We start from the raw sequence: 25,769 nt of genomic DNA, 5'->3' as shown, positions 1-25,769 counted from the left end.
ATGAAAGAAATCGCCTGCTGGTTCGATTTTGCCAGCAACTACAGCTACCTGAGCGTGCTGCGGCTGGCGCGGCAAAAGGAGGTGGCGGTGCAGTGGAAGCCGTTCCTGCTGGGCCCCATCTTCAAGGAACAGGGCTGGGACAACTCGCCGTTCGTGCTGCAAAAGGACAAGGGCGACTACGTCTGGCAGGACATGCCGCGCGAATGCGCCAAATACGGGCTGCCATGGCGGCAGCCGTCCGAATTCCCGCGCCGCTCGCTGCTGGCGGCGCGTGTGGCGCTGCTGGGCGAACACCAGCCTTGGATGGCGGAGTTCTGCGCCCGCACCATGCTGGCCAACTTCGAGCACGACGAAGACATCGGCAGCGAAGCGGTCATCGCCACCATCCTCACCGGCATCGGACTGGACGCCGCAGCCCTGCTGACGGCCGCGCAATCCGACGACAACAAAGTCCGCCTGCGCGCCCGCGGCGAGGAAGCCAGATCCCTCCACATCTTCGGCGCCCCCACCTTCTTCGTCGGCCCCGATATGTACTGGGGCAACGACCGCCTGACCGACGCGCTAGCCCGCGCTACTGGCTGAAACAGCAGATTGTTGCGGCGATGCCTCTCTTGGCTGAAGCTTATTCAGGGATGCCGTATAATCTCAGACCGCCCTCAGCCTGGGGCGCGCTTCCCTATGACCTTAGAGATATCAAATGAATAACACCGTGTCCCATCCCGTCATGTCCAAGACCGATGCGCAGCTGCGCGAGATCCTCGCCCGCCGCATCATGATTCTCGACGGCGCCATGGGCACCATCATTCAGCAGTACAAACTGGATGAAACCGCCTATCGCGGCGGCCCGAACGGCAAGTTCATTGATTTCGCGGCGCCAGCGGATAGCGGCGCGCGCGAGCTGTTCGTCAAAGGCAATAACGAGCTGCTGACGCTGACACAGCCGCACGTGATCCAGGAAATCCACGAGCGCTATCTGGCCGGCGGCGCCGATATCATCGAGACCAACACCTTCGGCGCCACCTGGATCGCGCAGGACGATTACTACATGGGCCACCTGGCCTACGAGATGAACGTGGAAGCGGCCAGGCTGGCGCGCGCGGCCACCGCCAAGTACAGCAGCGCCGACAAACCGCGCTTCGTCGCCGGCGCCCTCGGCCCGACGCCGAAAACCGCCTCGATCTCGCCGGACGTCAACGATCCCGGCGCGCGCAACATCACCTTCGACCAACTGGTGGACGCCTACTACGAACAGACCAAGGGCCTGATCGACGGCGGCGTCGACCTGCTGCTGGTGGAAACCATCTTCGACACGCTGAATTGCAAGGCCGCGCTGTTCGCCATCGACAAATACTACGAAGACCATCCAGCCCAGGAACGCCTGCCGCTGATGATCTCCGGCACCGTGACCGACGCCTCCGGCCGCATCCTGTCCGGCCAGACCGTGCCGGCCTTCTGGAACTCGGTGCGCCACGCCAAGCCGCTGACCATCGGCCTCAACTGCGCGCTGGGCGCGGCGCTGATGCGTCCCTACGCCGAAGAGCTGTCGCAGATCGCCGATACCTTCGTCTGCATCTACCCCAACGCCGGCCTGCCCAACCCGATGAGCGACACCGGCTTCGACGAACTGCCGGCCGACACCTCGGCGCTGCTGAAGGAATTCGCCGAAGCGGGCTTCATCAACGTGGCGGGCGGTTGCTGCGGCACCACGCCGGATCACATCCAGGCCATCGGCGAGATTCTGTCGACCGTCGCACCACGCGCCGTGCCACAAGTGGACATCGCCCAGCGCCTGTCGGGCCTGGAGCCGTTCACCATCGATGACAACTCGCTGTTCGTCAACGTCGGCGAGCGCACCAACGTCACCGGCTCCAAGGCCTTCGCCCGCATGATCCTCAACGAGCAGTACGACGAGGCCTTGAGCGTGGCGCGCCAGCAGGTGGAAAACGGCGCCCAGGTCATCGACATCAACATGGACGAGGCGATGCTGGACTCGCAAGCCGCGATGACCCGCTTCCTCAACCTGATCGCCTCCGAACCCGACATCTCGCGCGTGCCGATCATGATCGACTCGTCCAAATGGTCGGTGATCGAAGCGGGCCTGAAATGCGTGCAGGGCAAATCCATCGTCAACTCGATCTCGATGAAGGAAGGCGAGGAGGAATTCATCCGCCAGGCGAAGCTGTGCCGCGCTTACGGCGCCGCCGTCATCGTCATGGCCTTCGACGAAAAAGGCCAGGCAGATACCTTCGAACGCAAGATCGAAATCTGCGGCCGCGCCTACCAGGTGCTGACCGGGAAAGTCGGCTTCCCGCCGGAAGACATCATCTTCGACCCGAACATCTTCGCGGTCGCCACCGGTATCGAGGAACACAACAACTACGCGGTGGACTTCATCAACGCCACCCGCTGGATCAAGGAAAACCTGCCGCACGCGAAGATCTCGGGCGGCGTGTCCAACGTCTCGTTCTCGTTCCGCGGCAACGACCCGGCGCGTGAAGCCATCCACACCGTGTTCCTGTACCACGCCATCAAGGCCGGCATGACCATGGGCATCGTCAACGCCGGCATGGTGGGCGTGTATGACGACCTGCCCGCCGAACTGCGCGAGCGCGTGGAAGACGTGGTGCTGAACCGCCGCGAAGACGCCACCGAACGCATGATCGAATTCGCCGGCACGCTGAAAGCCGGCGCCGGCAAGCAGGAAGCGGCCACGCTGGAATGGCGCAACGGCCCGGTCGAGAAGCGCCTGGCGCACGCGCTGGTGCACGGCATCACCCAGTTCATCACCGAGGACACGGAAGAAATGCGCGCCGCCGTGGCGGCCAAGGGCGGCCGGCCGATCCACGTGATCGAAGGCCCGTTGATGGATGGCATGAACATCGTCGGCGACCTGTTCGGCCAGGGCAAGATGTTCCTGCCGCAGGTGGTGAAATCGGCGCGCGTGATGAAGCAGGCCGTGGCCCACCTGATTCCGTTCATCGAGGAAGAAAAGCTGGCGGAAGAAAAACGCACCGGCATCGTCGCCAAACCGAAGGGCAAGATCGTCATCGCCACGGTGAAGGGCGACGTGCACGACATCGGCAAGAACATCGTCTCGGTGGTCCTGCAGTGCAATAACTTCGAAGTGGTGAACATGGGCGTGATGGTGCCGGCCTCGGAGATCCTGGCCAAAGCCAAGCTGGAGAACGCCGACATCATCGGCCTGTCCGGCCTGATCACGCCGTCGCTGGAAGAGATGGCCCACGTGGCCAAGGAAATGCAGCGCGACGAGCACTTCCGCATGCTCAAGATCCCGCTGCTGATCGGCGGCGCCACCACCAGCCGCGCCCACACGGCGGTGAAGATCGCCCACAACTACGACGGCCCCGTGGTCTACGTGCCGGACGCCTCGCGCTCGGTCTCGGTGGCGCAGTCGCTGCTGACGCCGGAATCGCGCGCGCAGTACATCGCCGAACTGGAACAGGATTACGAACGCATCCGCGAACAGCACGCCAACAAGAAGGCGCTGCCGATGCTGTCGCTGGCCGACGCGCGCGCCAACAAGATGAAGCTGGCGTTTGAAGGTACCAGCGCACCGGTCAAACCAAAGTTTATCGGCCGCCGCGAATTCAAGAATGTCGACCTGGCCACCATCGCGCGCTACATCGACTGGGGCCCGTTCTTCCAGACCTGGGACCTGGCCGGCCCCTTCCCGGCCATCCTGACCGACGAGGTGGTGGGCGAAGCCGCGACCAAGGTGTTCGAAGAAGGCCAGGCCATGCTGAAGAAGCTGATCGACGGCCGCTGGCTGACCGCCAACGGCGTCATCTCGCTGCTGCCGGCCAACACCGTCAACGACGACGATATCGAGGTCTACACCGACGATACGCGTTCGACCGTGGACTTCACCTACTACGGCCTGCGCCAGCAAGGCGTGAAGCCGGTGGTGGATGGCGTGCAGCGCCCTAACCAGTGCCTGTCCGACTTCATCGCGCCGAAGGACAGCGGCATCAAGGATTACATCGGCATGTTTGCCGTGACCGCCGGCCTGGGCATCGAGAAGCACGAGAAGCGCTTTGAAGACGCGCACGACGACTACTCGTCGATCATGCTGAAATCGCTGGCCGACCGTCTGGCCGAAGCGTTTGCCGAGTACCTGCACGAGCGCGTGCGTACCGACCTGTGGGGCTACGCCGCCGACGAAAAGCTCAGCAACGACGAGCTGATCGGCGAAAAGTACCTCGGCATCCGTCCGGCGCCAGGCTACCCGGCCTGCCCGGAGCACACCGTCAAGCGCGAGATGTTCAACACCATGCAGGCCGGCGAGATCGGCATGGAGCTGACCGATTCGTTCGCCATGTATCCGGGCGCGGCGGTGTCGGGCTTCTACTTCGCGCACCCGGAATCGAAGTACTTCGTGGTCGGCAAAATCGGCGACGACCAGGTCAGCGACATGGCCGCGCGCCGTGGCGTCGACAAGGCCGAACTGGAGCGCTGGCTGGCCCCCAACCTCTCCTGAGGTTGAACTTTTTGCATGTCTTGCCGGACTAAGTAGAACGCCGCCAGCCGGCGGCATCTACTTGGGAGGCAATATGGCAAACAATCCATCCGTCAAACGCTGGCAGGATCAGGTGATCCTGCTGCTGGGCCTGTGGTTCTTCGTCACGCCGTGGGTATTCGGCTACCCGGTTCCGTCGCTGCAGGCATGGACCGCGTTCATCTCGGGCGCGGTGCTGGTGCTGCTGGCGGCGTTCGATCTGTACAAGACCTACTTCTGGGCCGTGGTGCTCAATCTGCTGGTGGGGATCTGGGTGGCGGTGTCGCCATGGGTGCTGCGCATCGACGATAACCCGGAGCTGGTGTGGAACTCGGTGATCGTCGGCGTCGCCGTGGCCGTGCTGGCGCTGTGGGAAATGCGCACCGATCCGGAGCTGGTCAAGCACTGGCCGGGCGCGGGCCATGCGACCTGACCCGGGCGTGGTGCGTTACAGGGCGTAGCGCACCACGTTGTCGCTCCATTCAAACGCGGCCATTTCCAGTTCCACCAGTTCGTCGGTGGACATGGCGAGGTCGCGCAGGGTGGGCACGATGTGGCTGTCCATTTCCTCAATGCGCTCGATGCACTCGACCAGCTTGAGCAAATCGCCAAAGAAACCGGCGCGGTGCAGCAGCGCGCCGCGCACCTCGTCGCTGACCGGGATCTGCTCCAGAATCTCGGACATGGCGATGCCGAACAGCGTATCCATCAGCGACATGATGCCCACCGTGAAGGCGATATCGGCCGACTCGCGCTGGCTGGGCCGCAGCTTGCCGGCCAACAGTTCCAGCAGACGGCCACGGGTGGTGGCCAGCATCAGCAGCGGCGTCATGCTGTGGCCGCGCTTGCTCGGCTCGGCGTACAGCATGATTTGCAGCCAGCGCTGCAACTGCCGGCGGCCGAGAATGGTCACGGCCTGGCTCAGCGAATCGATGCGCTGGCGCGCGCCCACCGCCGGCGTGTTCACCAGCCGCAGCAGGTTCAGGGCCAGCGAGACGTCGCGCTTGATGGCGCGTTCGATTTCCTGGTTGTCGGCATCGGAAGTGACCAGCGTCATCAGCTCCATCACCGCCAGCTGCGACGGCGACAGCTTCTTGCCGCTCATGATGACCGGCTTGGAAAAGTAATAACCCTGGAAGAAATCGAAGCCCAGGTCCAGGCAATTCTTGAATTCCTCGCGCGTTTCGACCTTTTCCGCCACCAGCTTTTTCTTGTCCTGGCGGAAGCGCGGCGCCAGCTTCATCAGGGCGGACAGCGGGATGTTGCGCATGTCCATCTTGACGTAGTCGACCAGCGGCAGCAGCGCCAGCACGTCCGGGTTCTCGCCGGTGACATCGTCCAGCGCGAAGCTGAAACCGTGGCCGGCCAGCTCGCGGATGCGGGTGATGACTTCCGGCGTGGCCGGCATGGTGTTGATGATCTCCAGCACCACCTTCTCGCGCGGCAGGAAGGGGAAGATGTCGCTCATGATGACGGTGGCGTCCACATTCACGAAACCGAGCGCGTCGCCGATGGTTTTTTCCATGCCCAGCTGCGAGGCGTGGGCGATCACCGCCGCCGTCGCGGTCAGGTCATTGGTCACATGGGCCGGACCGACCGGAGCGTTGCGGAACAGCAACTCATAGCCGAACAAAGCTTGGTTGCGGTCCAGGATGGGCTGGCGTCCCAGGTAGAACTCGCGCACGCGCAGGCTGCGGGGGCCGGTGTCATGTAGGGTAAGGTCGATCATTTGCTTATTTTGACAGCAATGCGCGGCTGTGTCGCAAAATTTTTAAGCCTGTGGGCAACCGTCGATAAATAGTTTCAGTTCGCCCGGCAGGAAGGCGGTCCACTGCTCGTTGGTGGTCAGCGGCTGGGTGACGATGATGGCGACCCGGTCGTTGGGCGTGGTGACCTGTGAAAAATCGACGCTCACATCCTCATCGGACAGCTTGGCCGTGTCAAACGGGTGCTGGCGCACCAGATAGAACAGATTGGTGGAACAATGGGCAAACAATTCGCCGCCCGAGGACAGCATCATGTTGAAGGTGCCGTGGGTGGCGATCTCGTGCACCAGCGCGCTCAGGGCCGAGCGCAGCTGCTCCAGCGGCGGGCGCTGCTCGCCAAAGCGGGCGCGCAGCTGTTGCAGCAGGTAGCAGAAAGCCCGTTCGCTGTCGGTGGTGCCCACCGGGCGGAAGGCGCCATCCAGCGCCGGGTTGAATTCCTTCAGGTCGCCGTTGTGGGCGAACACCCAGTACTGGCCCCACAGCTCGCGCACGAAGGGATGGCAGTTTTCCAGCGCCACCACGCCCTGCGTGGCCTTGCGGATGTGGGCGATGACGTTGGTGGATTTGATCGGATAACGCTTGATCAGCTCGGCGATCGGCGAAGCGATGGCCGCCTGGTGATCGACGAAATGGCGCACGCCGGCGCCCTCGAAGAAGGCGATGCCCCAGCCGTCGTGATGGGTATCGGTCTGGCCGCCACGCATGGCAAAGCCGGTAAAGCTGAACACAATGTCGGTCGGGACATTGCAGTTCATTCCTAGAAGTTGGCACATGACGTGATTATAACCACGCCATGTGCGGCCAGCCTAGCTTAATGCAGCAGCACCGGCTGGCTCATCAGCGCGTCGTAGCTGCCCAGGAATTCATCGATTTCAGCCATGGTCGGCTCGCCCGCGATCAGTTCGTTGACGTCGCGCCGGAAGTTTTGCGCCAGCACGCCGGCAATGAAAATTTCCCGTTTTCCACCTTTGTCGACGATTTCATAACCTCCGAAGCGCAAGGCCTCCAGGTTGCGGTCCGCGCCGAATTCAACAACACTGTATTGCTCGCTGTTGTAGATGAGGTTCATTTTGCATCCTTTCACAAGGGGCGGAACATCTGCGTTTCCGCCTTCAGCACCCAGTTGGGGCTAAAAGCGGACCATTTCAAGGCCAATCAGCGGGCAGGGATCAGGCCGCGATGTCGTCTTGCAAATCCAGCAAAGCCCCGTAGGGCGCCTCGGACAACCAGGAACGCAGCTGTTCCAGGTGCTCGGCGGAGGCCAGGCTGATGTAGAGCCACGCGGGGGGGCGGCGCAGCACACGGTTTAATGTTACTCGCAAAATCAGATTACCGCTGCAATGCAGGCAGCCTGGTGCAATTCGTATTACTTGCGGCAACACTTGCGGCGTCGTTTCAATCGGAAACGGTCCATCCGCGGGATCAAAGGATAAGGCCGAACCACCGTCCGACAAACCCTCCAGAATGATGACGCTGGCCCCCTCTTTGGGCAGACGGGCCGCGATGGCCATCTCGCGCGCGCCGGCGCGGGGGCCGGTGACCAGCCAGGTCGGCACCGGCGGCCGGTGATGGGCGGCCCCGGTGTCAGTGGGACTGCTCACCGGGTCAGACGCCCTTCTTTGCCAGTTTGCCCGGCTCCACGCCCAGCTGCTTGAGCTTGCGGTACAGGTGGGTACGCTCCAGACCGGTCTTTTCGGCCACGCGCGTCATGCTGCCGCCTTCGCGGCCCAGGTGGTGTTCGAAGTACATGCGTTCGAAGGCGTCGCGCGCCTCGCGCAGCGGCAAATCGAACGACAGGTTGAACATGTGGTTGTCGGCACCGGCCACGGTGGCGCCGCCGCGCACGGCGATCTGCGCCGACGCGGTCGGCTGGACAAAGCCGGTCGATACGGCTTCTTCCGGCTGCGCCGCCACCACCGGACGCGCCGCCAGCGCCGGCGCGCGCACGGTTTCCTGCGCACGGGTCAGGCCGGCCTGCACCGCTTTCAGCAGTTTTTGCAGGGCGATCGGTTTTTCCAGGAAGTTCAGGGCGCCGATGCGGGTGGCTTCGACCGCCGTGTCGATGGTGGCGTGGCCCGACATCATGATCACCGGCATGGTCAGCAAGCCGTCGCGCTGCCATTCCTTGAGCAGCGTGACGCCATCGGTATCCGGCATCCAGATATCGAGCAGCACCAGGTCCGGCGCGCCCTGGGCGCGCGCTTCGCGTGCCTGCTGGGCGTTTTCCGCCAGTTGTATTGCATGTCCCTCGTCGCTCAAGATTTCCGAGAGCAACTCGCGGATACCCATTTCATCGTCAACCACCAGAATGTTTGCCATCTTCCCTTGTCCTCATTTCGCCGTCTATGGACGGCAATGATTTTTGTAGTTCATAGCACTTTAGCTATTTTGCGACGCCGGTGCTAACTTTAACAGCAAAATCAGCACCGACGCGCCACTTCTATCGACATGGTTCTGGATATCGATCCGTCCGCCATGTTCTTCGATAATTTTTTTCACCATCGCCAGGCCGAGGCCGGTGCCGCGCGCCTTCGAGGTGACGTACGGTTCAAACGCCCGCGCCAGGATTTTCGGCGCGAAGCCGGGGCCGTTGTCGCTGATCGCCAGCCGCACCGCCGTGCGCGTATTGCCGTCCGCGCCCTGATAATGAATGGCTTCGGTGATCACGTCAATGCGTGCCTGCGGTGCGCCGTCCGGCAGCTCGGCCATGGCGTCCTGCGCGTTCTGCAAGAGGTTGTGGATGACCTGCCGCAACTGGGTCGGATCGCCCATCACCAAAGGCAGGCCGGGCCCCAGCGCCGGGTGGATGATATCGTTGCCTTCGCCGCTGATGTACAGGTGCAGGATCTCGTCCACCAGCGCGTTCAGGTCGAGCGGCTCCAGCACCGCCGGCGGCGTCTTGGCGTAGTCGCGGAAGTCGTCCACCATGCGCTTCATGGCCGCCACCTGGTTGACGATGGTGGCGGTGCCCTTGTTGAGCAGCTCGGCGTCCGGCGGCATCAGCTTGTGTTCCAGCTTCATCTGCATGCGCTCGGCCGACAGCTGGATCGGCGTCAGCGGATTCTTGATTTCGTGCGCCAGGCGGCGCGCCACCTCGCCCCAGGCGATCGAGCGCTGGGCCGAGATCACGTCGGAAATATCGTCAAACACCACCAGGTAGCCGCTGCCGCCCTCGACCGGCAGGCGCGAGCCGCGCGTCAGCAGGGTCAGGTCGTTGCCTTCCACCCCGGCCGAGGGCCGCGGCACCTCGATCTGGCGCTGCCAGTGCAGGCGCGCGATATTGCGCCCGGCCGCCGACTGCGCGTTCTGCGCCGCGAACGCCGCCACGATGGCGCCGCCGAATTCCTGCAAGCCCTCGATCTGGTCCAGCTTCTGGCCGATCATGGTGACGCCGGCCTGTTGCAGGATACGCTCGACCGAGTCGTTGCAGCTGATCAGGTGGAATTCATGGTCCAGCACCATCACCCCGGCCGACATATTGGCCAGCACCGATTCCAGGTGGGCCTTGGCGTTTTGCAGCGCCGCGCGGTTGCGCTCGACGGCGCTGCGGGCGTCCGACAGCTGGCGCGTCATGGTGTTGAAGGACTGGGTCAGCGTGCCCAGCTCGTCGGAGGTGGCGACGATGGGCCGCGGCGACAGGTCGCCCTCGGCCACCGCGCGCGTGCCCTCGGCCAGCAGCAGCAGCGGCTGCGCCAGGTCGCTGGCAATCAGGAAGGCGCTGGCGATGGCGCCAAACACCGCCAGCAGCAGGGTCAGCGTCAGCGTCACGATGTACATCTTGCGCAGGCCGACGCGGGCGTCGAAACGCTCCTTGTAGTCGGCGTAGGCGGCGCGGATGGTTTCGCCGTCGGCCGCCAGCTGGGCCGGCGCCAGTTGCAGCAGTTGCAGGTAGCGCGGCGCCAGGTGGGTGCCGTTGGGCTGGACATGGTCGGGAATGGCGACCAGCACGCGCAGGCGCAGCTGGTTGACCGCCTCGGCCGGCATGGGCGCGTTGACCAGGTCGCTGTGCAGCTCGTTGCCGCCCTCGGGCGCGCCGTACACCTCGTCCTTCTTCACCTTGGCCATCATGTCGCGGGTCGGCAGGTCGGCGCTGAGGTTGCCGCTACGGCTGGCGCGGGCGCTGACCACCAGCCCGCCCTCGGCGTCGACGATGATGGCGTTCAGCATGCCGGGCTCGCCCTTGACCACCGCCGCCAGCGTGGCGCGCTCGGTGCCGAACGGGCGGTCGGCCAGTTCCTGCACGGTGCGGGTGGCGGTGACGGTCAGCTCGCCGACCGCGCGGTCCAGGCCGGCGCGGCTAAGGTTGATGCCGGATTCCAGCGCCTGCTCCACCGGCACGTTGAACCACGACTCGATCGAATGGGACACGAACTGCACCGACACCAGGAAGATCACCAGTCCCGGCAGCACGCCGATGGCGGCAAACAGCAGCACCAGCCGCGTCATCAGGCGCGAGCCGAACTTGCCGGCCTTGAAGCGGGCGTACAGGCGGAACAGCGACACCGCCACCAGCAGCAGCAGCGACACCGCCACCGCCGCGTTCAGGCCCAGCAGCCAGCCGTAGTAGCGGTCGAAAAAGCCGGAATTGTCGGAGGCCGAAGCCAGCAGGAATAGCAGAATGCTGACGATGGCGCCGCCAACGACGAAAAAATACCGCAGGGCCGTCTTCACTTACTCGGCCCTGTACTGGAAGGACTTCTTGTCGGACGCCAGGCGCCACTCATTATTGTTCAGGGCATTGACCTTGAGCGGCTTGGGCACGAAGTTGGGGTCCAGCCCCATGCTCAGCTTGACGTTGTAGACCTCGCCCACCTTGAGCGCGCCGCGCGGCGCCACCAGCCAGCGGTTGGGACGGCGGATCAGGAACAGGGCGTCTTCCAGCGAGGAGAAGCTCTGGTGCACGCTGCCGGTGACCGCCACGTTGTACTGGCGGGTCAGCACGTTGTACGACAGGCTGATGGTTTGGCGCGCGGTGATGGCTTTTTCGTCAAACCAGTACCAGCGCGGCCGGGTGAATTCGATTTCGGTGTAGAAGTACAGGGTTTTGCCGTACTGGAGCGCCTGCTCCATTTCGTTGCTCAGTTCAAAACCGTAGGTGGCGGAGAGGCGGTAGCCGTCTTCGGTCGCCTCGACCAGCGCGCGACGGATTTCCACGCCTTCGGCGGCGTGCGACAGCTGCGGCAGCAATGCCAACAGCATCAGCAGAGATCCGATCAGGAGTCGAAAAAATCGTAAAGTCACGTGTGGGCCGGTACTCAAGAGGTTACGCATTTTTCTCAAACAGCGCGTAGAACAAACCATCGTGATCCTGCCCGGAGCCGCCGGCGGGGAGCAATTGACCGGGGGCATCCAGTCGGACAGCCTTGTTGCGTACAGCAAAAGCGGCTGCCTGCGCCTCGGATTCCTGCGGCCACAAGGAACATGTCACGAATAGCAATTTACCACCCGGTGCCAGCATCTGCCAAAGGTTGTCGAGGATTTTGCCGGAAAGTGTTGCAAGTTGGAGCGTGTCGGCCTTGCGGCGCAGCCAGCGGATATCCGGGTGGCGGCGCACGATGCCGGAGGCGGTGCACGGCACGTCGGCCAGGATGCGGTCGAACGGCTGGCCGTCCCACCAGTCCTGGTGCTGGGCTTCGGCCGGCTTGAGCGTGGCTTGCAGTTGCAGGCGCGCCAGGTTCTCGCCGACGCGGGCCAGGCGCTTGGGATCGGCGTCCAGCGCCGTGACCTTGGCCTCGGCCAGCTCCAGGATGTGGCAGGTTTTGCCGCCGGGGGCGGCGCAGGCGTCCAGCACGCGCATGCCGTCTTTCACATCCAGCAGCGGCGCGGCCAGCTGGGCGCCGGCGTCCTGCACCGAGACCAGGCCGTCGGCGAAGCCGGGGATCAGCTGCACGCCGACCGGCTTGTCCAGTCGCACGGCGTAGGGGCCGATCCGGGTCGCGGCCATGCCGGCCTCGGCCAGCTTGGCCAGATATTGCTCCATGCCGGTCTTGCGGGCGTTGATGCGCAGGGTCAGCGGCGGCGCGCTGTTGCCGGTGGCCAGCACGCCCTGCCAGTCCTGCGGCCAGGCGGTTTTGACGGCGTCGATCCACCATTGTGGATAGTTCCATTTTGCTACCGGTTGCAGCAGGGCCGCGTCCAGCAGCGCCTTGCGCTCGCGCAGGAAGCGGCGCAGCACGGCGTTGACCATGCCCTTGGCGCGGGCGGTGTCCGGGTGGGCGTCGGCGGCGGAGACGGTCTGGTCGACCACGGTGAATTCTTCGTAGGGCAGGGTCTCGTCCGGCGCCGTCATCAGGGCCAGGGCGCAGGACAGCAGGGCCGAGACCAGCGGGTCCGGGGCTTTGGGCGCCATCATGGCCACCAGCGCCTCGCTCTGGCCGAGCTGGCGCATGGCGCGGTAGGCGATGTCCTGCATGGCGCCGCGCGCCTGCGGGGTGACGTCCGCCTGTTGCGACCACACCTGGGCCAGCGCCTGCGGCAGGTTGGTGCCGGTCTTCACCTGGGCGATGGCATTGGCGGCGCCGATCAGGCTGTAGGCCAGCGAATCGGGCTTGAGTTTGGTCTGAAAGCCGGTCTGCAACGCTGGTTTCAGGTCGCGCGCATGGCTGGAGCGCAGTTTCGGCGCAGCCGGCTTGGGCTTGGCGGGCGACTTCAAAGAGAGCGTTGGACGCTTGTTCATATGCTAATTCCGGAATGGGTGGCGGCTGTGATCGCGCAGTATACAGCAGCGCCTATGACAAGGCGATTACGACATATGTAAACACTTGTATCCGTTCCGCTTGATTTGACACAAACATTGACGTGTTTTCAGGCGTAGTATCGGCACATGGCTAGCCAGATAAAATCCGATTCCGCCACCGATCAAATCCTCGATCAGGTGATCACGCTTGAAGAGCAGGGAGCGGCCTTGCTTGAAAGAGTACACGCTGTCGAAACTGACGTCGCGGTCATCAAATCCAATTACGCGACGCGGGAAGACATCGCAAAAACGCACGAGGCCATCGCCAAGCTCGAGGCCCGTCTTATCAAGTGGTTCGTCGGCACCGCCGTCGCCCTCTCCGCCGTGGTCGGCACCATCGCCTTCACGGCGGCAAAGTTCATCCACTAAGCTATAATTACCGCTGTTTGGCCGGCGCTGGCGCGTCGGCCGTTTCCACTATCTGATGAATTTTTAAGCGCATGTTAGCCCAGCAAAAACAAGACATTACCGCCCTGTTCCAGGCCGCCCTCGCCCCTATTCTCGCCGGCACCGAAGTGGTTGCCAACGTCGTGCTGGAGCGACCACGCGACCCGTCGCACGGCGATGTGGCTTGTAACGTCGCCATGCAGCTGGCCAAGCAGCTCAAAATGAACCCGCGCGAGCTGGCCACCAGGCTGGTCGACGCCCTGCTGGCCGACCCGGCCCGCAACGGCCTGATCGACAGCGCCGACATCGCCGGCCCCGGCTTCATCAACCTGCGCGTCAGCGCCGCCGCCAAGCAGTCGGTGGTCAAGACCGTGCTGGCGCAGGGCGCCGCCTACGGTTCCGGCGACGCCGGCAAGGGCAAGAAAGTCATCATCGAATTCGTCTCGGCCAACCCGACCGGCCCGCTGCACGTGGGCCACGGCCGCCAAGCGGCGCTGGGCGACGCGCTGTCGTCGCTGTTTGTCTCGCAAGGCTACGACGTCACCCGCGAGTTCTACTACAACGACGCCGGCGTGCAGATCCAGACCCTGGCCAACTCGGTGCAGGCGCGCCTGCGCGGCCACAAGCCGGGCGACGCCGAATGGCCGGAATCGGCCTACAACGGCGACTACATCGCCGACATCGCCGAAGACTTCAAAGCCAGGAAAACCGTGTCGGCATCGGACGGCTCGCCAGCCACCGCCTCGGGCGATGTGGAAGACATCGAATCGATCCGCGCCTTCGCCGTGACCTACCTGCGCAATGAGCAGGACATCGACCTGCAAGCCTTCGGCGTCAAGTTCGACAACTACTACCTGGAATCCTCGCTGTACTCGGACGGCAAGGTGGACGCCGCCGTCGACATGCTGAACAAGTCCGGCAAGACCTACGAGGAAGACGGCGCCCTCTGGCTGCGCACCGAAGACTACGGCGACGACAAGAACCGCGTGATGCGCAAGAAGGACGGCACCTACACCTACTTCGTGCCGGACGTGGCCTATCACATCGTCAAATTCCAGCGCGGCTTCAACCAGGCCATCAACGTGCAGGGCTCCGACCACCACGGCACCATCGCCCGCGTGCGCGCCGGCCTGCAAGCGGTCAACGTCGGCATCCCGCAAGGCTTCCCGGACTACGTGCTGCACAAGATGGTCACCGTGATGAAGGGCGGCGAAGAGGTCAAGATCTCCAAGCGCGCCGGCTCCTACGTCACCGTGCGCGACCTGATCGAATGGTCGGGCGGCGGCGACATCACCAAGGGCCGCGACGCCGTGCGCTTCTTCCTGATCTCGCGTAAAGCCGACACCGAATTCGTGTTCGACGTCGACGTCGCGCTGAAAACCTCGGACGAGAATCCGGTCTATTACGTGCAGTACGCCCACGCGCGCATCTGCCGCATGCTGGAACAGTGGACCGGCGACGAAGCGTCGCTGGCCAATGTCGACCTGTCGCCGCTGACCGCGCCGACCGAAGCCGCGCTGCTGGCCACCCTGGCCGCCTATCCGGAAGCACTGGCGCGCGCCCAGGCGGAACTGGGCCCGCACCAGATCGCGTTCTACCTGCGCGACCTGGCCGCCAACCTGCACAGCTTCTACTTCGCCGAGCGCGTGCTGGTGGACGACGAAGCGCTGAAAGCCGCGCGTATCGCCCTGATGGTCGCCACCCGCCAGGTGCTGCGCAACGGCCTGGCGCTGATCGGCGTTTCGGCTCCCAACAAAATGTAATTGCGAAGGACATCCCGCACAATGAATTTCCGCTCCAGCTTTACTCCACGTAGCAAACAGCAGGGCAACACCTTCGTCGGCATCGTTATCGGCCTGGTCATCGGCCTGAGTATCGCGGTCGTCGTGGCGCTGATGATTACCAAGGGCTCGACGCCGTTCACGGACAAGGGCCATCCGGGCAAGGCGGCGGAACCAACGGCGGGACAAGTCGCCGACCCTAACAAGCCGCTGTACGGCAACAAGGACGCGGCGCGCGCGGCGGCCAAGGACTTCGCCAAGGATCAGCAGCAGCCAGCGCCCGCGGCCCCCGCCGCGCCGGCCAAACCGGCGGTCGACCAGCTGCAAGCGGTGGTCGACAAGATCCAGGGCACGCCAACCGCACCGGCAGCCAAGCCGGCGACGCCGGCTGCCGCCGTGCCGAACGCCGCCAACGTGACGCCTCAGCCGGCGGCCAAAGCCGCCACCGCCGCCGATGCCGCAGGCGACGACAAATTCATCTACTACCTGCAGGCCGGCGCCTTCCGCGAAGTGGCCGACGCCGAAAGCGCGCGCGCCAAGCTGGCCTTGCTGGGCTTCGAAGCCAATATCTCGGACCGTTCGACCGACACCGGCGTGCTGCATCGCGTGCGCCTCGGCCCTTACAATCAGGTGGAGGCGATGAACAAGGTCCGTAGCAAACTGTCCGAAAACGGCATCGACGTTGCCGTCGTACGCAATCAAAAATAAGGAGTGACGATGCGATTCCTGAAATTCGCCTTGCCGGCGCTGGTGCTGAGCGCCGCCGTGCTGACCGCCAACGCTTCCCCGGCCGATCCCAAGAACGGCGTGGAATACAAGACGCTGGCCGCGCCGCAACCGGTGGACACCGGCAAGAAGGTCGAGATCATCGAGTTCTTCGACTACGCCTGCCCGCACTGCGCCGCCTTCGATGAGTCGCTCAGCGCCTGGGTGAAAAAACAGGGCGACAACATCGTCTTCAAGCGCATGCACATCTCGCGTCCGGGCACCGACCTGCCGCAGGAAAAAATGTACTTCACGCTGGAAGCCACGGGCGTGCTGACGCCTGAACTGCACGCCAAGGCCTTCAAGGAAATCCACGTCAACCGCAACCCGCTGCGCCGCGACGAGCAGGTGTTTGAGTTCATCGCCAGGCAAGGCATCGACAAGCAGAAGTTCATCGACACCTATCGCGGCTTCGGCGTGGCCGGCCATGTGCGCAAGTCGATCGCCATGATGGATGCCTACAACGTCGACTCGTGGCCGATGCTGGCCGTCGACGGCAAGTACATGACCTCCCCGACCATGGCGGATGCCGGCGTCAACGCCGCCAAGACCGAGGCAGACCTGCACGGTGAAGTGACGCAGGTGCTGGACGCGCTGGTCGCCAAAGCCAAGGCAGAGAAGAAATAAGCATGACGCCGTTGCGCGTCTTCATCACCGGCGCATCCAGCGGCCTAGGCGCCGCACTGGCCCGCCAGTATGCGGCGCAGGGCGCCACGCTAGGCCTGCTGGCCCGGCGCGGCGAGGCCCTCGCCGCTCTGATCTCCACGCTCCCCAACCCACAGCGGCACCGCGCCTACGCGGTGGATGTACGCGACCATGCGGCCATCAACGAGGCGGCGCAGGCCTTCCTCGCGCATGCGGGCGGCGTGGACGTGGTGATCGCCAACGCCGGCATCTCGGTCGGCACGCTCACCGAGTACGCGGAAGACATCGCCGTCTTCGCCGATATCATCGCCACCAATGTGGTGGCCACCGCCGCCACCTTTGCGCCCTTCATCGCCCCCATGCGCGCACAGCGCACGCCGGGCCGGCTGGTGGGCATCGGCAGCGTGGCCGGCATACGCGGCCTGCCCGGCGCGGAAGCCTACAGCGCATCCAAGGCGGCGGTGATCAGCTACTGCGAATCGCTGCGGCTGGAGATGAAGCCGCATGGCATCCGCGTGGTCACCATCTGCCCCGGCTACATCGACACACCGATGACGCAAGTGAATCCGTATCCCATGCCCTTTCTGATGGCGCCTGAAAAATTCGCCGCAGCAGCGGCGGGCGTGATCGCGGCCGGCCGCAGCTACGCCGTCATCCCGTGGCAGATGGGCATCGTCGCCAGGCTGCTGCGCATGCTGCCGAACGCCATCTACGATTGGACGTTCAGCAAAGCGCCGCATAAACCCCGTAAAACCGCCGGCCCTGCCGCGCCGCATTGACATGAGCACCAAGCATTCCGCCGCGCACGACGCGCTCCACGCCACCCCGGCTCCGACCCGGGCGCAGGGCACCGCGTCCGCGCTGTCCGCGCCCGCCATCACGTCGCATTGCGCCACCTCCGCGACCCACGTGGCGATTGAAGTCGTCGCCGAAACCGGCTCCACCAACGCCGACCTGCTGGCCCGCATCGGCAACCTGCATGGCCCGACGCTGCGCATCGCCGAAAACCAGACCGCGGGCCGCGGCCGCGCTGGACGCAGCTGGCTGTCCAAACCCGGCGCCGCGCTGATGTTTTCGCTGGCGTGGCGCTTCAAAGGCCCGCTGCACAAGATGACCGGCCTGCCGATGGCGGTCGGCGTGGCGCTGGCCGAAACCATCGCCTCGCTCGGCGTGCCGGTGCGGATCAAATGGCCCAACGACCTGCTGCGCGATGGCGCCAAGCTGGCCGGCATCCTGGTCGAAACGCAGAAGACCGACGACGCCCTCTGGGCCGTCATCGGCTGCGGCATCAACCTGCTGATGCCGGACGAACTGGAACAACAAATCGGTCGCGAAGTCGCCAGCGCCCCATGGCTGGCGCAAATGGACCGCAACCAGCTGATGGCAGCCCTGCTCAGCCGCCTGGCCGCCGTGCTGGACGAATTCGACGACACCGGCTTCGCGCCCTTTGCCGAGCGCTGGAACACCCTGCACGCGTGGCAAGGCAAGGAAGTGGTCCTGCTGGACAATGGCGCCGTGGTACAACAAGGACGCGCCGCCGGCGTCGACGACATCGGCCGCCTGCTGCTCGACACCGATGCCGGCCGCGTAGAAATCCTGTCCGGCGACGTCTCGCTGCGACTCTCGGGAGCACCAACATGATTCTGCTGATCGACGCCGGCAACACCCGCGTCAAATGGGCCCTCGTAGCCCCTGCCGCGCAGGGGGCACAGTTGGGCCAGTGGACCGCGCACGGCGCCGCCGCCCATGCCGACATGCCGCAACTGGAACTGGCCTGGTGCGAAGCCGCCGCCACGCATGGCGTCAAGCGCATCCTGATCGCCAACGTCGCCGGCAACGCCCTGCGCGTGCAACTGGAATATGTGCTGCAACGCTGCATGGCGCAAGTGCCGGTGGAATGGTTCGCCTCACTGCCGTCGCTGGCGGGCGTCACCAACGGCTACCGCAATCCGGCGCAACTGGGCTGCGACCGTTTTGCCGCCGCCATCGCCGGCCGCGCGCTGGCGCCGGGTGTGCGCGCCATCGTGGTCAACTGCGGCACCGCCACCACCATCGACGCCATCACGCCGGAGGGCGTGTTCCTCGGCGGGATGATCCTGCCGGGCCTGGGCCTGATGGCCAGCTCGCTGGCGCGCAACACCGCGCAGTTGCCGCAGATCGCCCAAGACGGTAAGCTGCCGGATGGATTCGCGGACAATACCGACGACGCCATCCTGAGCGGCATCCTGGCCGCGCAGAGCGGCGCCATCGAACATGCCTGCGTCCAGCATCAAGCCGCCGAGTGCATCCTCTCTGGCGGCGCCGCGCCCTACATTGCGCCGATGCTGAAAGTACCGTACCGTATCGTTGAAAACATTGTGCTGATCGGACTACATGCCGCCGCCGGCAGCGCCGAATAGAGGAACATCCTGTGCTGAAGTTTATTTTCTGGTCCCTGCTCGCCGTGAACGCCGCGCTGTTTGCGTATGGCCGCGGCTATCTGGGCCACTTCAGCGGCAACGAACACGAACCGGAGCGCCTGCTCAACCAACTGAACGCCGACAAGCTGGCCATCATCCCGGCCGACAAGGCCAACGCCGCCAGCGTTGCCGCCGCACCGGCAGCGCCGGACGTCAAGCCCGAAGCCTGCCTGGAAATCGGCAGCTTCGTGCTGGCCGATGCGCGCCGTTTCGAAAATCAGCTGGAAACGCTGAAACTGGGCGACCGCCAGTCGCGCCACAACCTGCCGGGCAGCGAGATATCGAGCTATATCGTTTATATTCCGCCGCAAGGCAGCAAGGAAGGTGCCGACAAGAAGGCGGGTGAACTGCGCGCGCTGGGCATCAGCAATTACTTCATCATGTCGGATAACTCGCCGCTGCGCTGGGGCATCTCGCTGGGCGTGTTCAAGACCGAGGGCGCGGCGCAGAATCAGCTGGCGGCCTTGATGAAGCAAGGCGTGCGCACCGCGCGCGTGGCGCCGCGCATGAGTGGCAGCAAGCTGCTGGCCTTCCAGTTCCGCGACGTCGACACCGAGCTCAAAGCCAGGCTGGAAAAAATCCGCGCTGGCTTCCCCAACGCGGAACTGCACACCTGCAAATAATCAGCGCTGCACCACGATGGGCTTGAGACCCAGCGACGACGGCAGCCCTTGCGCCGCCTGCTGCGCTTCCTGGCGCGTGGTGAACGGGCCGCTGAACAGGCGGAACACCGAACCGCCCTGCACCACTTCCAGTCCATTCAGTTTGCTCGCCAGCTTGCTGCGCACGACGTCGGCGTTTTCGGCGCGCGCATAGGCGCCCAGCTGCAAGTAAAAGCCACCCGCTGTGGCGGCGACTGGCGCGGCGTAATCTGCCGGTGCGCGGTCGGCCAACATCAGCGTTTCAATATCTTTCGGCGCGCCGCCGGGCGCCGACGGCGTCAGCACCAGCGGCTGATTGATCATCGTGGCCGTCACGGTGGGCGTCGGCACGTTGGAGGCTTGCGCCAGACGGTCCTTCGGCTGCGGCGTCAGGCGTGCCTTGCTGGTGCCGGAGACGCCTTCACGCGTGGCCAACATGCGGTCGATTTCTTCCGGCAGGATGCGTTCGATTTTCAGTTCGTGGCTGCCCTTGCCCAGCAAGCCCAGTTTCAGCGCCGCTGTGTATGAGACATCGATGGCGCGGTTGGCGTGGAACGGGCCACGGTCGTTGATGCGCACCACCACGGTGGCGCCGCTCAGCATATTGGTCAGGCGCGCGTACGATGGAATCGGCAGGATGGGATGCGCGGCCGTCATTTTGTACATGTCGTACAGTTCACCGGACGACGTGCGCTGGCCGTGGAATTTTTTGCCATACCAGCTGCCGACGCCGATCTGCGTGAACGGTTCGTCGTTGGTGATCGGCGTGTAGCTTTTACCAAACACCACATACGGACGGTTGGAGCGCGGGAGCAGCGGATCGTTGCGCACCTCGGCGTCCGGCGTATCGGCCAGGTTGGGCGGCGGCGAGTCGCCGGGACCATCGTCCTGATAGTAGCCGCCGCGCCCCGAGTTCGCGGGCGGCAGCACCGGCAGCGATGGATCGGGCTTGTGGGCCGATGGCGATTTGATCACCGGTCCCGTGGTCTGCACGGGACGCGGCGCAGGCTGCGTGGCCACCGGCGCACTGCCGCAGCCGACCAGCGCCAGCGCCGTGGCAATGGTCGAAAGATTAAGTAAATGATGACGTTGTAAGCGCATAGGGCGAGATAGTATCACCGATGGCGCTGCACACTCATCAGGATGCCGCCTCCGAGACCGAGGGTCATCAGCGCCGTGCCGCCATAACTCATGAACGGCAGCGGCACGCCCACCACCGGAATAATCCCGCTCACCATGCCCATGTTGACGAAGGCGTAGGTGAAGTAAATCATGGTAACGGCGCCGGCCAGCAGGCGCGTGAACAGCGTCGGCGCGTTCATCGCGATGGCCATGCCGCGCCAGATCAGCAGCAGATACAGCACCAGCAGCACCAGGTTACCCAGCAGCCCGAACTCCTCCGAGAACACGGCGAAGATAAAGTCTGTGGTGCGCTCCGGGATGAATTCCAGGTGCGCTTGCGTGCCATTGGTCCAGCCCTTGCCGCTCACGCCGCCCGAGCCGATGGCGATCATCGACTGGATGATGTGGAAGCCTTTGCCCAGCGGGTCGTGATAGGGATCGATCAGCGTCAGCACGCGGTCGCGCTGATAGTCGTGCATGAAAGTCCACAGCACCGGCAAGCCGGCCGCGCCGACAGCGAACAAGGCGCCCAGCGCTTTCCACGACAAGCCGCCGAGGAAGATCACGCTGGCGCCGGCCATGGTGACCAGCATCGCCGTGCCGAGATCAGGCTGACGCCCGATCAGCCAGGCCGGCACCGCCAGCAGCACCGCAGCGATAACGTAGGATTGCCAACGTAAATGCCCCTGCTCGCGCTGGAAGAACCACGCCAGCATCAGCGGCATGGCGATCTTCATCAATTCGGAAGGCTGGATCTGGGTGCCGATATACAGCCAGCGGCGCGAGCCGCCCTTGATGACGCCAAACAGCGCCACCGCCACCAGCAGGGCCACGCCCAGCGCGTACGCCGGCACGGCCAGCCGCATCATGGTCTGCGGCGGAATGTTCGCCACCAACCACATCACCAGCACCGCCGCCGCGATATTGCGCAACTGGTCCCACACCTTGCCGGGAATGGCGATGCCGGCCGAATACAGCGTAATCAGGCCGACCGACAGCAGCGCGCCGATGATCAGCGTCAGCGGCGCATCGAACGCCAGCACATAGGGGCGCAAGCGCTGCCACCACGAACGGCTATCCGCGAGGCCCATCAGGTCTGCACCAGTTTGCGGTGGCGCTGGATGCTCATCAGAATGCCGCCGCCCAGGCCCAGCGTCAGCAGTGCTGTGCCGCCATAGCTCATGAACGGCAACGGCACGCCCACCACCGGCAGGATGCCGCTCACCATGCCCATGTTGACGAAGGCGTAGGTGAAGTAAATCATGGTGACCGCACCGGCCAGCAGACGGGTGAAGAAGTTGGGTGCATTCCCGGCGATCATCAGGCCGCGGCCGATCAGCAGCAGGTAAAGCACCATCAGGATCAGGTTACCGACCAGGCCAAATTCTTCCGAGTACACGGCGAAGATAAAGTCGGTGGTGCGCTCCGGGATGAATTCGAGGTGGGCCTGGGTGCCGTGGGTCCAGCCCTTGCCGGTGATGCCGCCCGAACCCACCGCGATGGTGGACTGGATGATGTGGAAGCCCTTGCCCAGCGGGTCGGTGGTCGGGTCGATCAGCGTCATCACGCGCTCGCGCTGGTAGTCGTGCAGCACCGACCAGATAATCGGCAGCGCCGCCGCGCCAGCCACGAATAAACCGATCAAGGCTTTCCACGCCAGCCCGGCCAGGAAGATCACGCAAAAACCGGCGGCGACCACCAGCAGCGCCGTGCCGAGGTCCGGCTGGCGCACGATCAGGCCGACCGGCACCGCCAGCAGCACCGCCGCAATCGCATACGACTTCCACGTCAGGTGACCGGCGCGGCTTTGAAAGAACCACGCCAGCATCAGCGGCGTGACGATCTTCATGAATTCCGACGGCTGAATGTCGACCACGCCGATGTGCAGCCAGCGCCGCGCCCCCAGCTTGATGGTGCCGAACAGCGCCACGCACACCAGCAGGAACACCCCGAACGCGTAAGCCGGCACGGCGATCCGCATCATCATCTGCGGCGAGATGTTCGCCACCAGCCACATGACGAAGAAGGCCAGGAAGATGTTGCGCACCTGGTCTTCCATCTTGCCGGGAATGCCGATGCTGGCCGAGTACAGCGTGATCAGGCTGACCGTCAGCAGCATCAGGATGATCGCGGTCAGCGGACCGTCAAACACGGTGAAGTAGGGCCGCATGCGACGCCACAGCGAACGTCTTTCGTGTATGCGCATGATGGGTGTTCCTTATTGTTTCTTCCGTACCGGCGCCGCTGGCTGCGCGGCCGGGGTGGCGGCTGGCGTTGGCGGCGGCGCGGGCGTTGGCGCAGGTTCGCGCCGCGCCTCGGCTGCGGCGGCCGCGGCTTCGGCGGCTTCCGGATCTTCGATCGGCACGAATTCGGCCGCGTCTTCCTTCGGCACCTTGGTGGTCTCCTTGTCGGTCGGGCGCTTGCCGAGCAGGTAGAAGTCCAGCGCCTTGCGCGCGATCGGCGCGGCGATCTCCGCGCCCCAGCCGGCGTTTTCCACCACCATCGCGACCACGATCTTCGGCTTGTCGGCCGGTGCGAACGCGGTATACAGCGCGTTGTCGCGCAGGCGTTCGGCCAGTGCCGACGCGTTGTACTTCTCGTTGGCCTTGATGCCCACCACCTGCGCCGTGCCGGTCTTGCCGCCCGAGGTGTAGGCGGCATTGGCGAAGGCGCGGTAGGCGGTACCGCCAGGCTCCGAGTTCACGCCCACCATGGCGCTCTTGATGATGTCGATGTTTTCCTGCTTGAGCGGGATGCGGTAGCTTTCGCTCGGCACGGTGAGCTTGCGCGCGCGCGTGCCACCGTCCTCAATGATCTTCACCAGGTGCGGCTTCATCACCACGCCGTTGTTGGCCAGGTTGGCCATGGCGTGGGCGATTTGCAGCGGCGTGTAGGAGTTGTAGCCCGAGCCGTTGGAAACCGAGATGGTGTCGCCGCCCACCCACTTGCCGGCATTGCCCTTGAAGCGCTTGCGCTTCCACTCTTTCGACGGCAGCACGCCGGTCTTTTCATTATCGAGGTCGATGCCGGTTTTCTCGCCGAAGCCGAATGGCTTCATGAAGGTGGTGATGGCGTCGATGCCCATGTCGTTACCCAGCTGGTAGTAGTAGGTATTGCAGGACACGATGACCGAGCGGCGCAGGTCGACGTTGCCGTGGCCACCCACTTTATCGTCGCGGAATTTGTGGCCGCCGAGGTAGAAGTAGCCGGGGTCGGGATACGCGGTGGACGGATTGCGCTTGCCCAGTTCCAGCGCGGCCAGCGCCATGAAGGGCTTGAAGGTGGAACCCGGCGCGTAGGTGCCGGACAGCGGACGATTCACCATCGGCCGGTCCAGCGAGGTATTCAGGTCGTTCCAGCTTTGCGAGTCGATGCCGTCGACGAACAGGTTGGGGTCATAGCCGGGGCGCGAGACGTAGGCCAGGATGTCGCCGGTTTCCGGTTCGATGGCGACAAACGCGCCGCGCCATTCGCCGAAGGCTTCTTCCACCACTTTTTGCAGTTCGATGTCGATCGACAGGATCAGGTTATTGCCTGGCGTGGCGGCGGTGCGCGAGAGCGTGCGGATGGCGCGGCCGCCGGCCGATACTTCCACTTCCTCGTAGCCGGTTTGGCCGTGCAGTTGCTTCTCGTAGCTTTTCTCCAGGCCTTCCTTGCCGATATGATCGGTGCCCTTGTAATTCGGGCCGTCGTCGGTGGCTTCGATGGCCTTGACCTCGGACTGGTTGATGCGGCCGATGTAGCCGATCACGTGCGAGGCGGTTTCGCCCAGCGGGTACTGGCGGAACAAACGCGCCTGCACTTCCACGCCGGGGAAGCGGAAGCGCTGCGCGCTGAAGCGCGCCACTTCCTCGTCGGTCAGGCGGGTGCGCAGCGGCACGCTCTCGAAGCCTTTGGATTCGTCCAGCAGTTTCTTGAAGCGCTTGCGGTCCTTGATGTCCACCGTCACCAGCTTGGACAGCTCGTCGATGGCTTCGTCCAGTGTGGTGTGCAGCTTGGACGGCGTGATCTCCAGCGTGAAAGCCGAGTAGTTGCGGGCCAGGACCACGCCGTTGCGGTCCAAAATCAGGCCGCGGTTCGGCACGATGGGCACGATGGCGATGCGGTTCTCTTCCGCCTTCACGGCGAAGTCGCTGTACTTCACCACTTGTAGCCAGATGAAGCGCAGCAGCAGCAGGGCGAAGCAGAAAAATACCAGTCCGCCCAGCACCGTCAGGCGCAGGCGGAACTGCTGGAGTTCGCGCTGGTTGTCCTTAATTTCAGTCATGCTATGGACGCGGAGTTAAATCGGGCGGGTATGGTCGCGGTCTACCGCGCGGCGTTGCGGCGCCAGCAGCAGCCAGGTGGCCAGCGGCCACAGGAGCGAGGCCACCACGCTTTCGATGAAGTAGAACCAGCCGGGGAATTTGCCGGACACGAAGAAGCGCACCACCAGTTGCACCGACTGCGCCATCAGCAGCAGCGGGAACACGTGCATGGCTTGCGTCCAGATCGGGAACCACAGCACACGGCGGTGCAACATGATGGCGAAGTAGGACAGCAGCGTGTAGGACAGCGCGTTCTCGCCCAGCAGCGTGGCGTCGTGCACGTCCATCAGCAGGCCGAGGAAGAAGGCGGTGCCGATGCCGACCTTGCGCGGCTGATGCACGCCCCAGAACACCAGCACCAGCGCCACGAAATCGGGCACGCCGATGAACTGGCCCCAGGGCAGGAGGTTCAGCAGGAAGGCGCCAAACAGGCTGAAGGCGATGAACAGCGGGCTGACAGGAAGCAGGATGTAGTGCGGACGATTCATCGTGCCGGCTCCTTGGATGTGTTGGCGGCGGCAGGCGCAGCCGGCGCGGCGGCAGGCCTGGCGCCGGCGGTCGCAGTGCCGGTGGCGGTCGTCGTCGCGGCAGCGGATTTCGTGCCTGCGGCGGCGGGACCTGCGGCAGGCGAGGTCGCGGTGGCC

General features: G+C 64.4%; 24 protein-coding genes. 11 read left to right on the top strand and 13 right to left on the bottom strand.

Features of this window, described 5'->3' with window-relative positions; translation table 11 throughout:
* The 3 genes from GM676_RS11450 (at position 1) to GM676_RS11440 (ending at position 4,949) form a co-directional block, all read left to right on the top strand.
* Entirely contained in the window at positions 1-582 is a 582-nt protein-coding gene (locus GM676_RS11450) for a 2-hydroxychromene-2-carboxylate isomerase (RefSeq protein WP_155463700.1), read from the top strand.
* A 142-nt stretch (positions 583-724) separates the two neighbouring features.
* On the top strand, positions 725-4,498 hold the full coding sequence (gene metH, locus GM676_RS11445; RefSeq protein WP_155463838.1) for a methionine synthase: 3,774 nt from the start codon (positions 725-727) through the stop codon (positions 4,496-4,498).
* 73 nt (positions 4,499-4,571) lie between these two features.
* Positions 4,572-4,949, top strand: a complete 378-nt coding sequence (locus GM676_RS11440; protein WP_155463699.1) for an SPW repeat protein — start codon at positions 4,572-4,574, stop codon at positions 4,947-4,949.
* Positions 4,950-4,964: 15 nt separating this feature from the next.
* On the opposite strand, the gene GM676_RS11435 is transcribed toward GM676_RS11440, so the two are convergent.
* The 8 genes from GM676_RS11435 to rsmB all read right to left on the bottom strand — a co-directional run bounded on the left by GM676_RS11435 (position 4,965) and on the right by rsmB (position 12,958).
* Positions 4,965-6,245, bottom strand: a complete 1,281-nt coding sequence (locus GM676_RS11435) for an EAL and HDOD domain-containing protein (RefSeq protein ID WP_155463697.1) — start codon at positions 6,243-6,245, stop codon at positions 4,965-4,967.
* Positions 6,246-6,287: 42 nt separating this feature from the next.
* The gene (locus GM676_RS11430) at positions 6,288-7,055 is read right to left on the bottom strand and encodes a class II glutamine amidotransferase (protein ID WP_155463695.1); all 768 of its coding nucleotides are present in this window, start codon (positions 7,053-7,055) and stop codon (positions 6,288-6,290) included.
* A 38-nt stretch (positions 7,056-7,093) separates the two neighbouring features.
* Positions 7,094-7,351, bottom strand: coding sequence for a BTH_I0359 family protein (locus GM676_RS11425; protein WP_155463693.1), 258 nt, complete (start codon positions 7,349-7,351; stop codon positions 7,094-7,096).
* Between the two features lie 100 nt (positions 7,352-7,451).
* Positions 7,452-7,883 carry a GTPase gene (locus GM676_RS11420; RefSeq protein WP_371866198.1) on the bottom strand — a complete coding sequence of 144 codons (432 nt, stop codon included), beginning with the start codon at positions 7,881-7,883 and terminating at the stop codon, positions 7,452-7,454.
* A gap of 4 nt (positions 7,884-7,887) precedes the next feature.
* The gene (locus tag GM676_RS11415) at positions 7,888-8,601 is read right to left on the bottom strand and encodes a response regulator (protein WP_155463691.1); all 714 of its coding nucleotides are present in this window, start codon (positions 8,599-8,601) and stop codon (positions 7,888-7,890) included.
* 60 nt (positions 8,602-8,661) lie between these two features.
* Positions 8,662-10,953, bottom strand: a complete 2,292-nt coding sequence (locus GM676_RS11410) for a sensor histidine kinase (protein WP_371866197.1) — start codon at positions 10,951-10,953, stop codon at positions 8,662-8,664.
* Positions 10,954-11,481 (bottom strand): DUF4390 domain-containing protein, encoded by a 528-nt coding sequence (locus GM676_RS11405; protein ID WP_229262639.1) that lies wholly within the window; start codon positions 11,479-11,481, stop codon positions 10,954-10,956.
* 64 nt (positions 11,482-11,545) lie between these two features.
* Positions 11,546-12,958: a 16S rRNA (cytosine(967)-C(5))-methyltransferase RsmB gene (gene rsmB / locus GM676_RS11400; RefSeq protein ID WP_155463687.1), complete on the bottom strand. Its 1,413-nt coding sequence runs from the start codon at positions 12,956-12,958 to the stop codon at positions 11,546-11,548.
* 147 nt (positions 12,959-13,105) lie between these two features.
* Between rsmB and GM676_RS11395 the strand changes: the two genes are divergently transcribed.
* The 8 genes from GM676_RS11395 to GM676_RS11360 all read left to right on the top strand — a co-directional run bounded on the left by GM676_RS11395 (position 13,106) and on the right by GM676_RS11360 (position 19,678).
* Complete coding sequence (locus tag GM676_RS11395) at positions 13,106-13,387, top strand: hypothetical protein (RefSeq protein ID WP_211923209.1); 282 nt, start codon at positions 13,106-13,108, stop codon at positions 13,385-13,387.
* Positions 13,388-13,458: 71 nt separating this feature from the next.
* Complete coding sequence (argS, locus tag GM676_RS11390) at positions 13,459-15,168, top strand: arginine--tRNA ligase (RefSeq protein ID WP_155463685.1); 1,710 nt, start codon at positions 13,459-13,461, stop codon at positions 15,166-15,168.
* A 21-nt stretch (positions 15,169-15,189) separates the two neighbouring features.
* The gene (locus GM676_RS11385; protein WP_155463683.1) at positions 15,190-15,894 is read left to right on the top strand and encodes an SPOR domain-containing protein; all 705 of its coding nucleotides are present in this window, start codon (positions 15,190-15,192) and stop codon (positions 15,892-15,894) included.
* Between the two features lie 9 nt (positions 15,895-15,903).
* Positions 15,904-16,578, top strand: a complete 675-nt coding sequence (locus GM676_RS11380; protein WP_155463681.1) for a thiol:disulfide interchange protein DsbA/DsbL — start codon at positions 15,904-15,906, stop codon at positions 16,576-16,578.
* A 2-nt stretch (positions 16,579-16,580) separates the two neighbouring features.
* Complete coding sequence (locus tag GM676_RS11375; protein ID WP_155463679.1) at positions 16,581-17,375, top strand: SDR family oxidoreductase; 795 nt, start codon at positions 16,581-16,583, stop codon at positions 17,373-17,375.
* Between the two features lies 1 nt (position 17,376).
* Complete coding sequence (locus tag GM676_RS11370) at positions 17,377-18,237, top strand: biotin--[acetyl-CoA-carboxylase] ligase (RefSeq protein WP_155463677.1); 861 nt, start codon at positions 17,377-17,379, stop codon at positions 18,235-18,237.
* Complete coding sequence (locus tag GM676_RS11365; RefSeq protein WP_155463676.1) at positions 18,234-18,995, top strand: type III pantothenate kinase; 762 nt, start codon at positions 18,234-18,236, stop codon at positions 18,993-18,995. Before GM676_RS11370 ends, GM676_RS11365 begins: the two co-directional genes overlap by 4 nt.
* Before the next feature lie 11 nt (positions 18,996-19,006).
* Positions 19,007-19,678 carry an SPOR domain-containing protein gene (locus GM676_RS11360; RefSeq protein ID WP_371866195.1) on the top strand — a complete coding sequence of 224 codons (672 nt, stop codon included), beginning with the start codon at positions 19,007-19,009 and terminating at the stop codon, positions 19,676-19,678.
* On the opposite strand, the gene GM676_RS11355 is transcribed toward GM676_RS11360, so the two are convergent.
* From GM676_RS11355 to mreD, 5 genes are read right to left on the bottom strand one after another with little or no spacing between them, the layout of a single operon-like run.
* The gene (locus GM676_RS11355) at positions 19,679-20,797 is read right to left on the bottom strand and encodes a septal ring lytic transglycosylase RlpA family protein (RefSeq protein ID WP_155463675.1); all 1,119 of its coding nucleotides are present in this window, start codon (positions 20,795-20,797) and stop codon (positions 19,679-19,681) included.
* A gap of 14 nt (positions 20,798-20,811) precedes the next feature.
* Positions 20,812-21,909, bottom strand: a complete 1,098-nt coding sequence (gene rodA / locus GM676_RS11350; RefSeq protein ID WP_155463674.1) for a rod shape-determining protein RodA — start codon at positions 21,907-21,909, stop codon at positions 20,812-20,814.
* The gene (gene rodA / locus GM676_RS11345; RefSeq protein ID WP_155463673.1) at positions 21,909-23,024 is read right to left on the bottom strand and encodes a rod shape-determining protein RodA; all 1,116 of its coding nucleotides are present in this window, start codon (positions 23,022-23,024) and stop codon (positions 21,909-21,911) included. Before rodA (GM676_RS11345) ends, rodA (GM676_RS11350) begins: the two co-directional genes overlap by 1 nt.
* A 12-nt stretch (positions 23,025-23,036) precedes the next feature.
* A complete protein-coding gene (gene mrdA, locus GM676_RS11340) occupies positions 23,037-25,085 on the bottom strand; it encodes a penicillin-binding protein 2 (RefSeq protein ID WP_155463672.1) in 2,049 nt (682 codons plus the stop codon).
* 15 nt (positions 25,086-25,100) lie between these two features.
* Positions 25,101-25,613 carry a rod shape-determining protein MreD gene (gene mreD, locus GM676_RS11335; protein ID WP_155463671.1) on the bottom strand — a complete coding sequence of 171 codons (513 nt, stop codon included), beginning with the start codon at positions 25,611-25,613 and terminating at the stop codon, positions 25,101-25,103.
* Between the last annotated feature and the right edge of the window lie 156 nt (positions 25,614-25,769).

The organism is Duganella radicis (assembly GCF_009720825.1).
GTDB classification, from domain to species: domain Bacteria; phylum Pseudomonadota; class Gammaproteobacteria; order Burkholderiales; family Burkholderiaceae_D; genus Rugamonas; species Rugamonas radicis.
The sequence above is the reverse complement of the archived record's forward strand: the minus strand, read 5'-3'. Positions and strand labels throughout refer to the sequence as shown.

Excerpts from the sequence above, each read along its gene's own strand:
- GM676_RS11440 (WP_155463699.1), top strand. The coding sequence starts at position 4,572 with ATGGCAAACAATCCATCCGTCAAACGCTGGCAGGATCAGGTGATCCTG.
- GM676_RS11365 (WP_155463676.1), top strand. The coding sequence starts at position 18,234 with ATGATTCTGCTGATCGACGCCGGCAACACCCGCGTCAAATGGGCCCTC.
- rodA (WP_155463673.1), bottom strand. The coding sequence starts at position 23,024 with ATGCGCATACACGAAAGACGTTCGCTGTGGCGTCGCATGCGGCCCTAC.
- GM676_RS11355 (WP_155463675.1), bottom strand. The coding sequence starts at position 20,797 with ATGCGCTTACAACGTCATCATTTACTTAATCTTTCGACCATTGCCACG.
- GM676_RS11430 (WP_155463695.1), bottom strand. The coding sequence starts at position 7,055 with ATGTGCCAACTTCTAGGAATGAACTGCAATGTCCCGACCGACATTGTG.
- GM676_RS11375 (WP_155463679.1), top strand. The coding sequence starts at position 16,581 with ATGACGCCGTTGCGCGTCTTCATCACCGGCGCATCCAGCGGCCTAGGC.
- GM676_RS11405 (WP_229262639.1), bottom strand. The coding sequence starts at position 11,481 with ATGCTGTTGGCATTGCTGCCGCAGCTGTCGCACGCCGCCGAAGGCGTG.
- metH (WP_155463838.1), top strand. The coding sequence starts at position 725 with ATGTCCAAGACCGATGCGCAGCTGCGCGAGATCCTCGCCCGCCGCATC.
- GM676_RS11415 (WP_155463691.1), bottom strand. The coding sequence starts at position 8,601 with ATGGCAAACATTCTGGTGGTTGACGATGAAATGGGTATCCGCGAGTTG.
- GM676_RS11395 (WP_211923209.1), top strand. The coding sequence starts at position 13,106 with ATGGCTAGCCAGATAAAATCCGATTCCGCCACCGATCAAATCCTCGAT.
- rsmB (WP_155463687.1), bottom strand. The coding sequence starts at position 12,958 with ATGAACAAGCGTCCAACGCTCTCTTTGAAGTCGCCCGCCAAGCCCAAG.
- GM676_RS11450 (WP_155463700.1), top strand. The coding sequence starts at position 1 with ATGAAAGAAATCGCCTGCTGGTTCGATTTTGCCAGCAACTACAGCTAC.
- argS (WP_155463685.1), top strand. The coding sequence starts at position 13,459 with ATGTTAGCCCAGCAAAAACAAGACATTACCGCCCTGTTCCAGGCCGCC.
- rodA (WP_155463674.1), bottom strand. The coding sequence starts at position 21,909 with ATGGGCCTCGCGGATAGCCGTTCGTGGTGGCAGCGCTTGCGCCCCTAT.
- mreD (WP_155463671.1), bottom strand. The coding sequence starts at position 25,613 with ATGAATCGTCCGCACTACATCCTGCTTCCTGTCAGCCCGCTGTTCATC.
- GM676_RS11385 (WP_155463683.1), top strand. The coding sequence starts at position 15,190 with ATGAATTTCCGCTCCAGCTTTACTCCACGTAGCAAACAGCAGGGCAAC.
- GM676_RS11425 (WP_155463693.1), bottom strand. The coding sequence starts at position 7,351 with ATGAACCTCATCTACAACAGCGAGCAATACAGTGTTGTTGAATTCGGC.
- mrdA (WP_155463672.1), bottom strand. The coding sequence starts at position 25,085 with ATGACTGAAATTAAGGACAACCAGCGCGAACTCCAGCAGTTCCGCCTG.
- GM676_RS11380 (WP_155463681.1), top strand. The coding sequence starts at position 15,904 with ATGCGATTCCTGAAATTCGCCTTGCCGGCGCTGGTGCTGAGCGCCGCC.
- GM676_RS11435 (WP_155463697.1), bottom strand. The coding sequence starts at position 6,245 with ATGATCGACCTTACCCTACATGACACCGGCCCCCGCAGCCTGCGCGTG.
- GM676_RS11370 (WP_155463677.1), top strand. The coding sequence starts at position 17,377 with ATGAGCACCAAGCATTCCGCCGCGCACGACGCGCTCCACGCCACCCCG.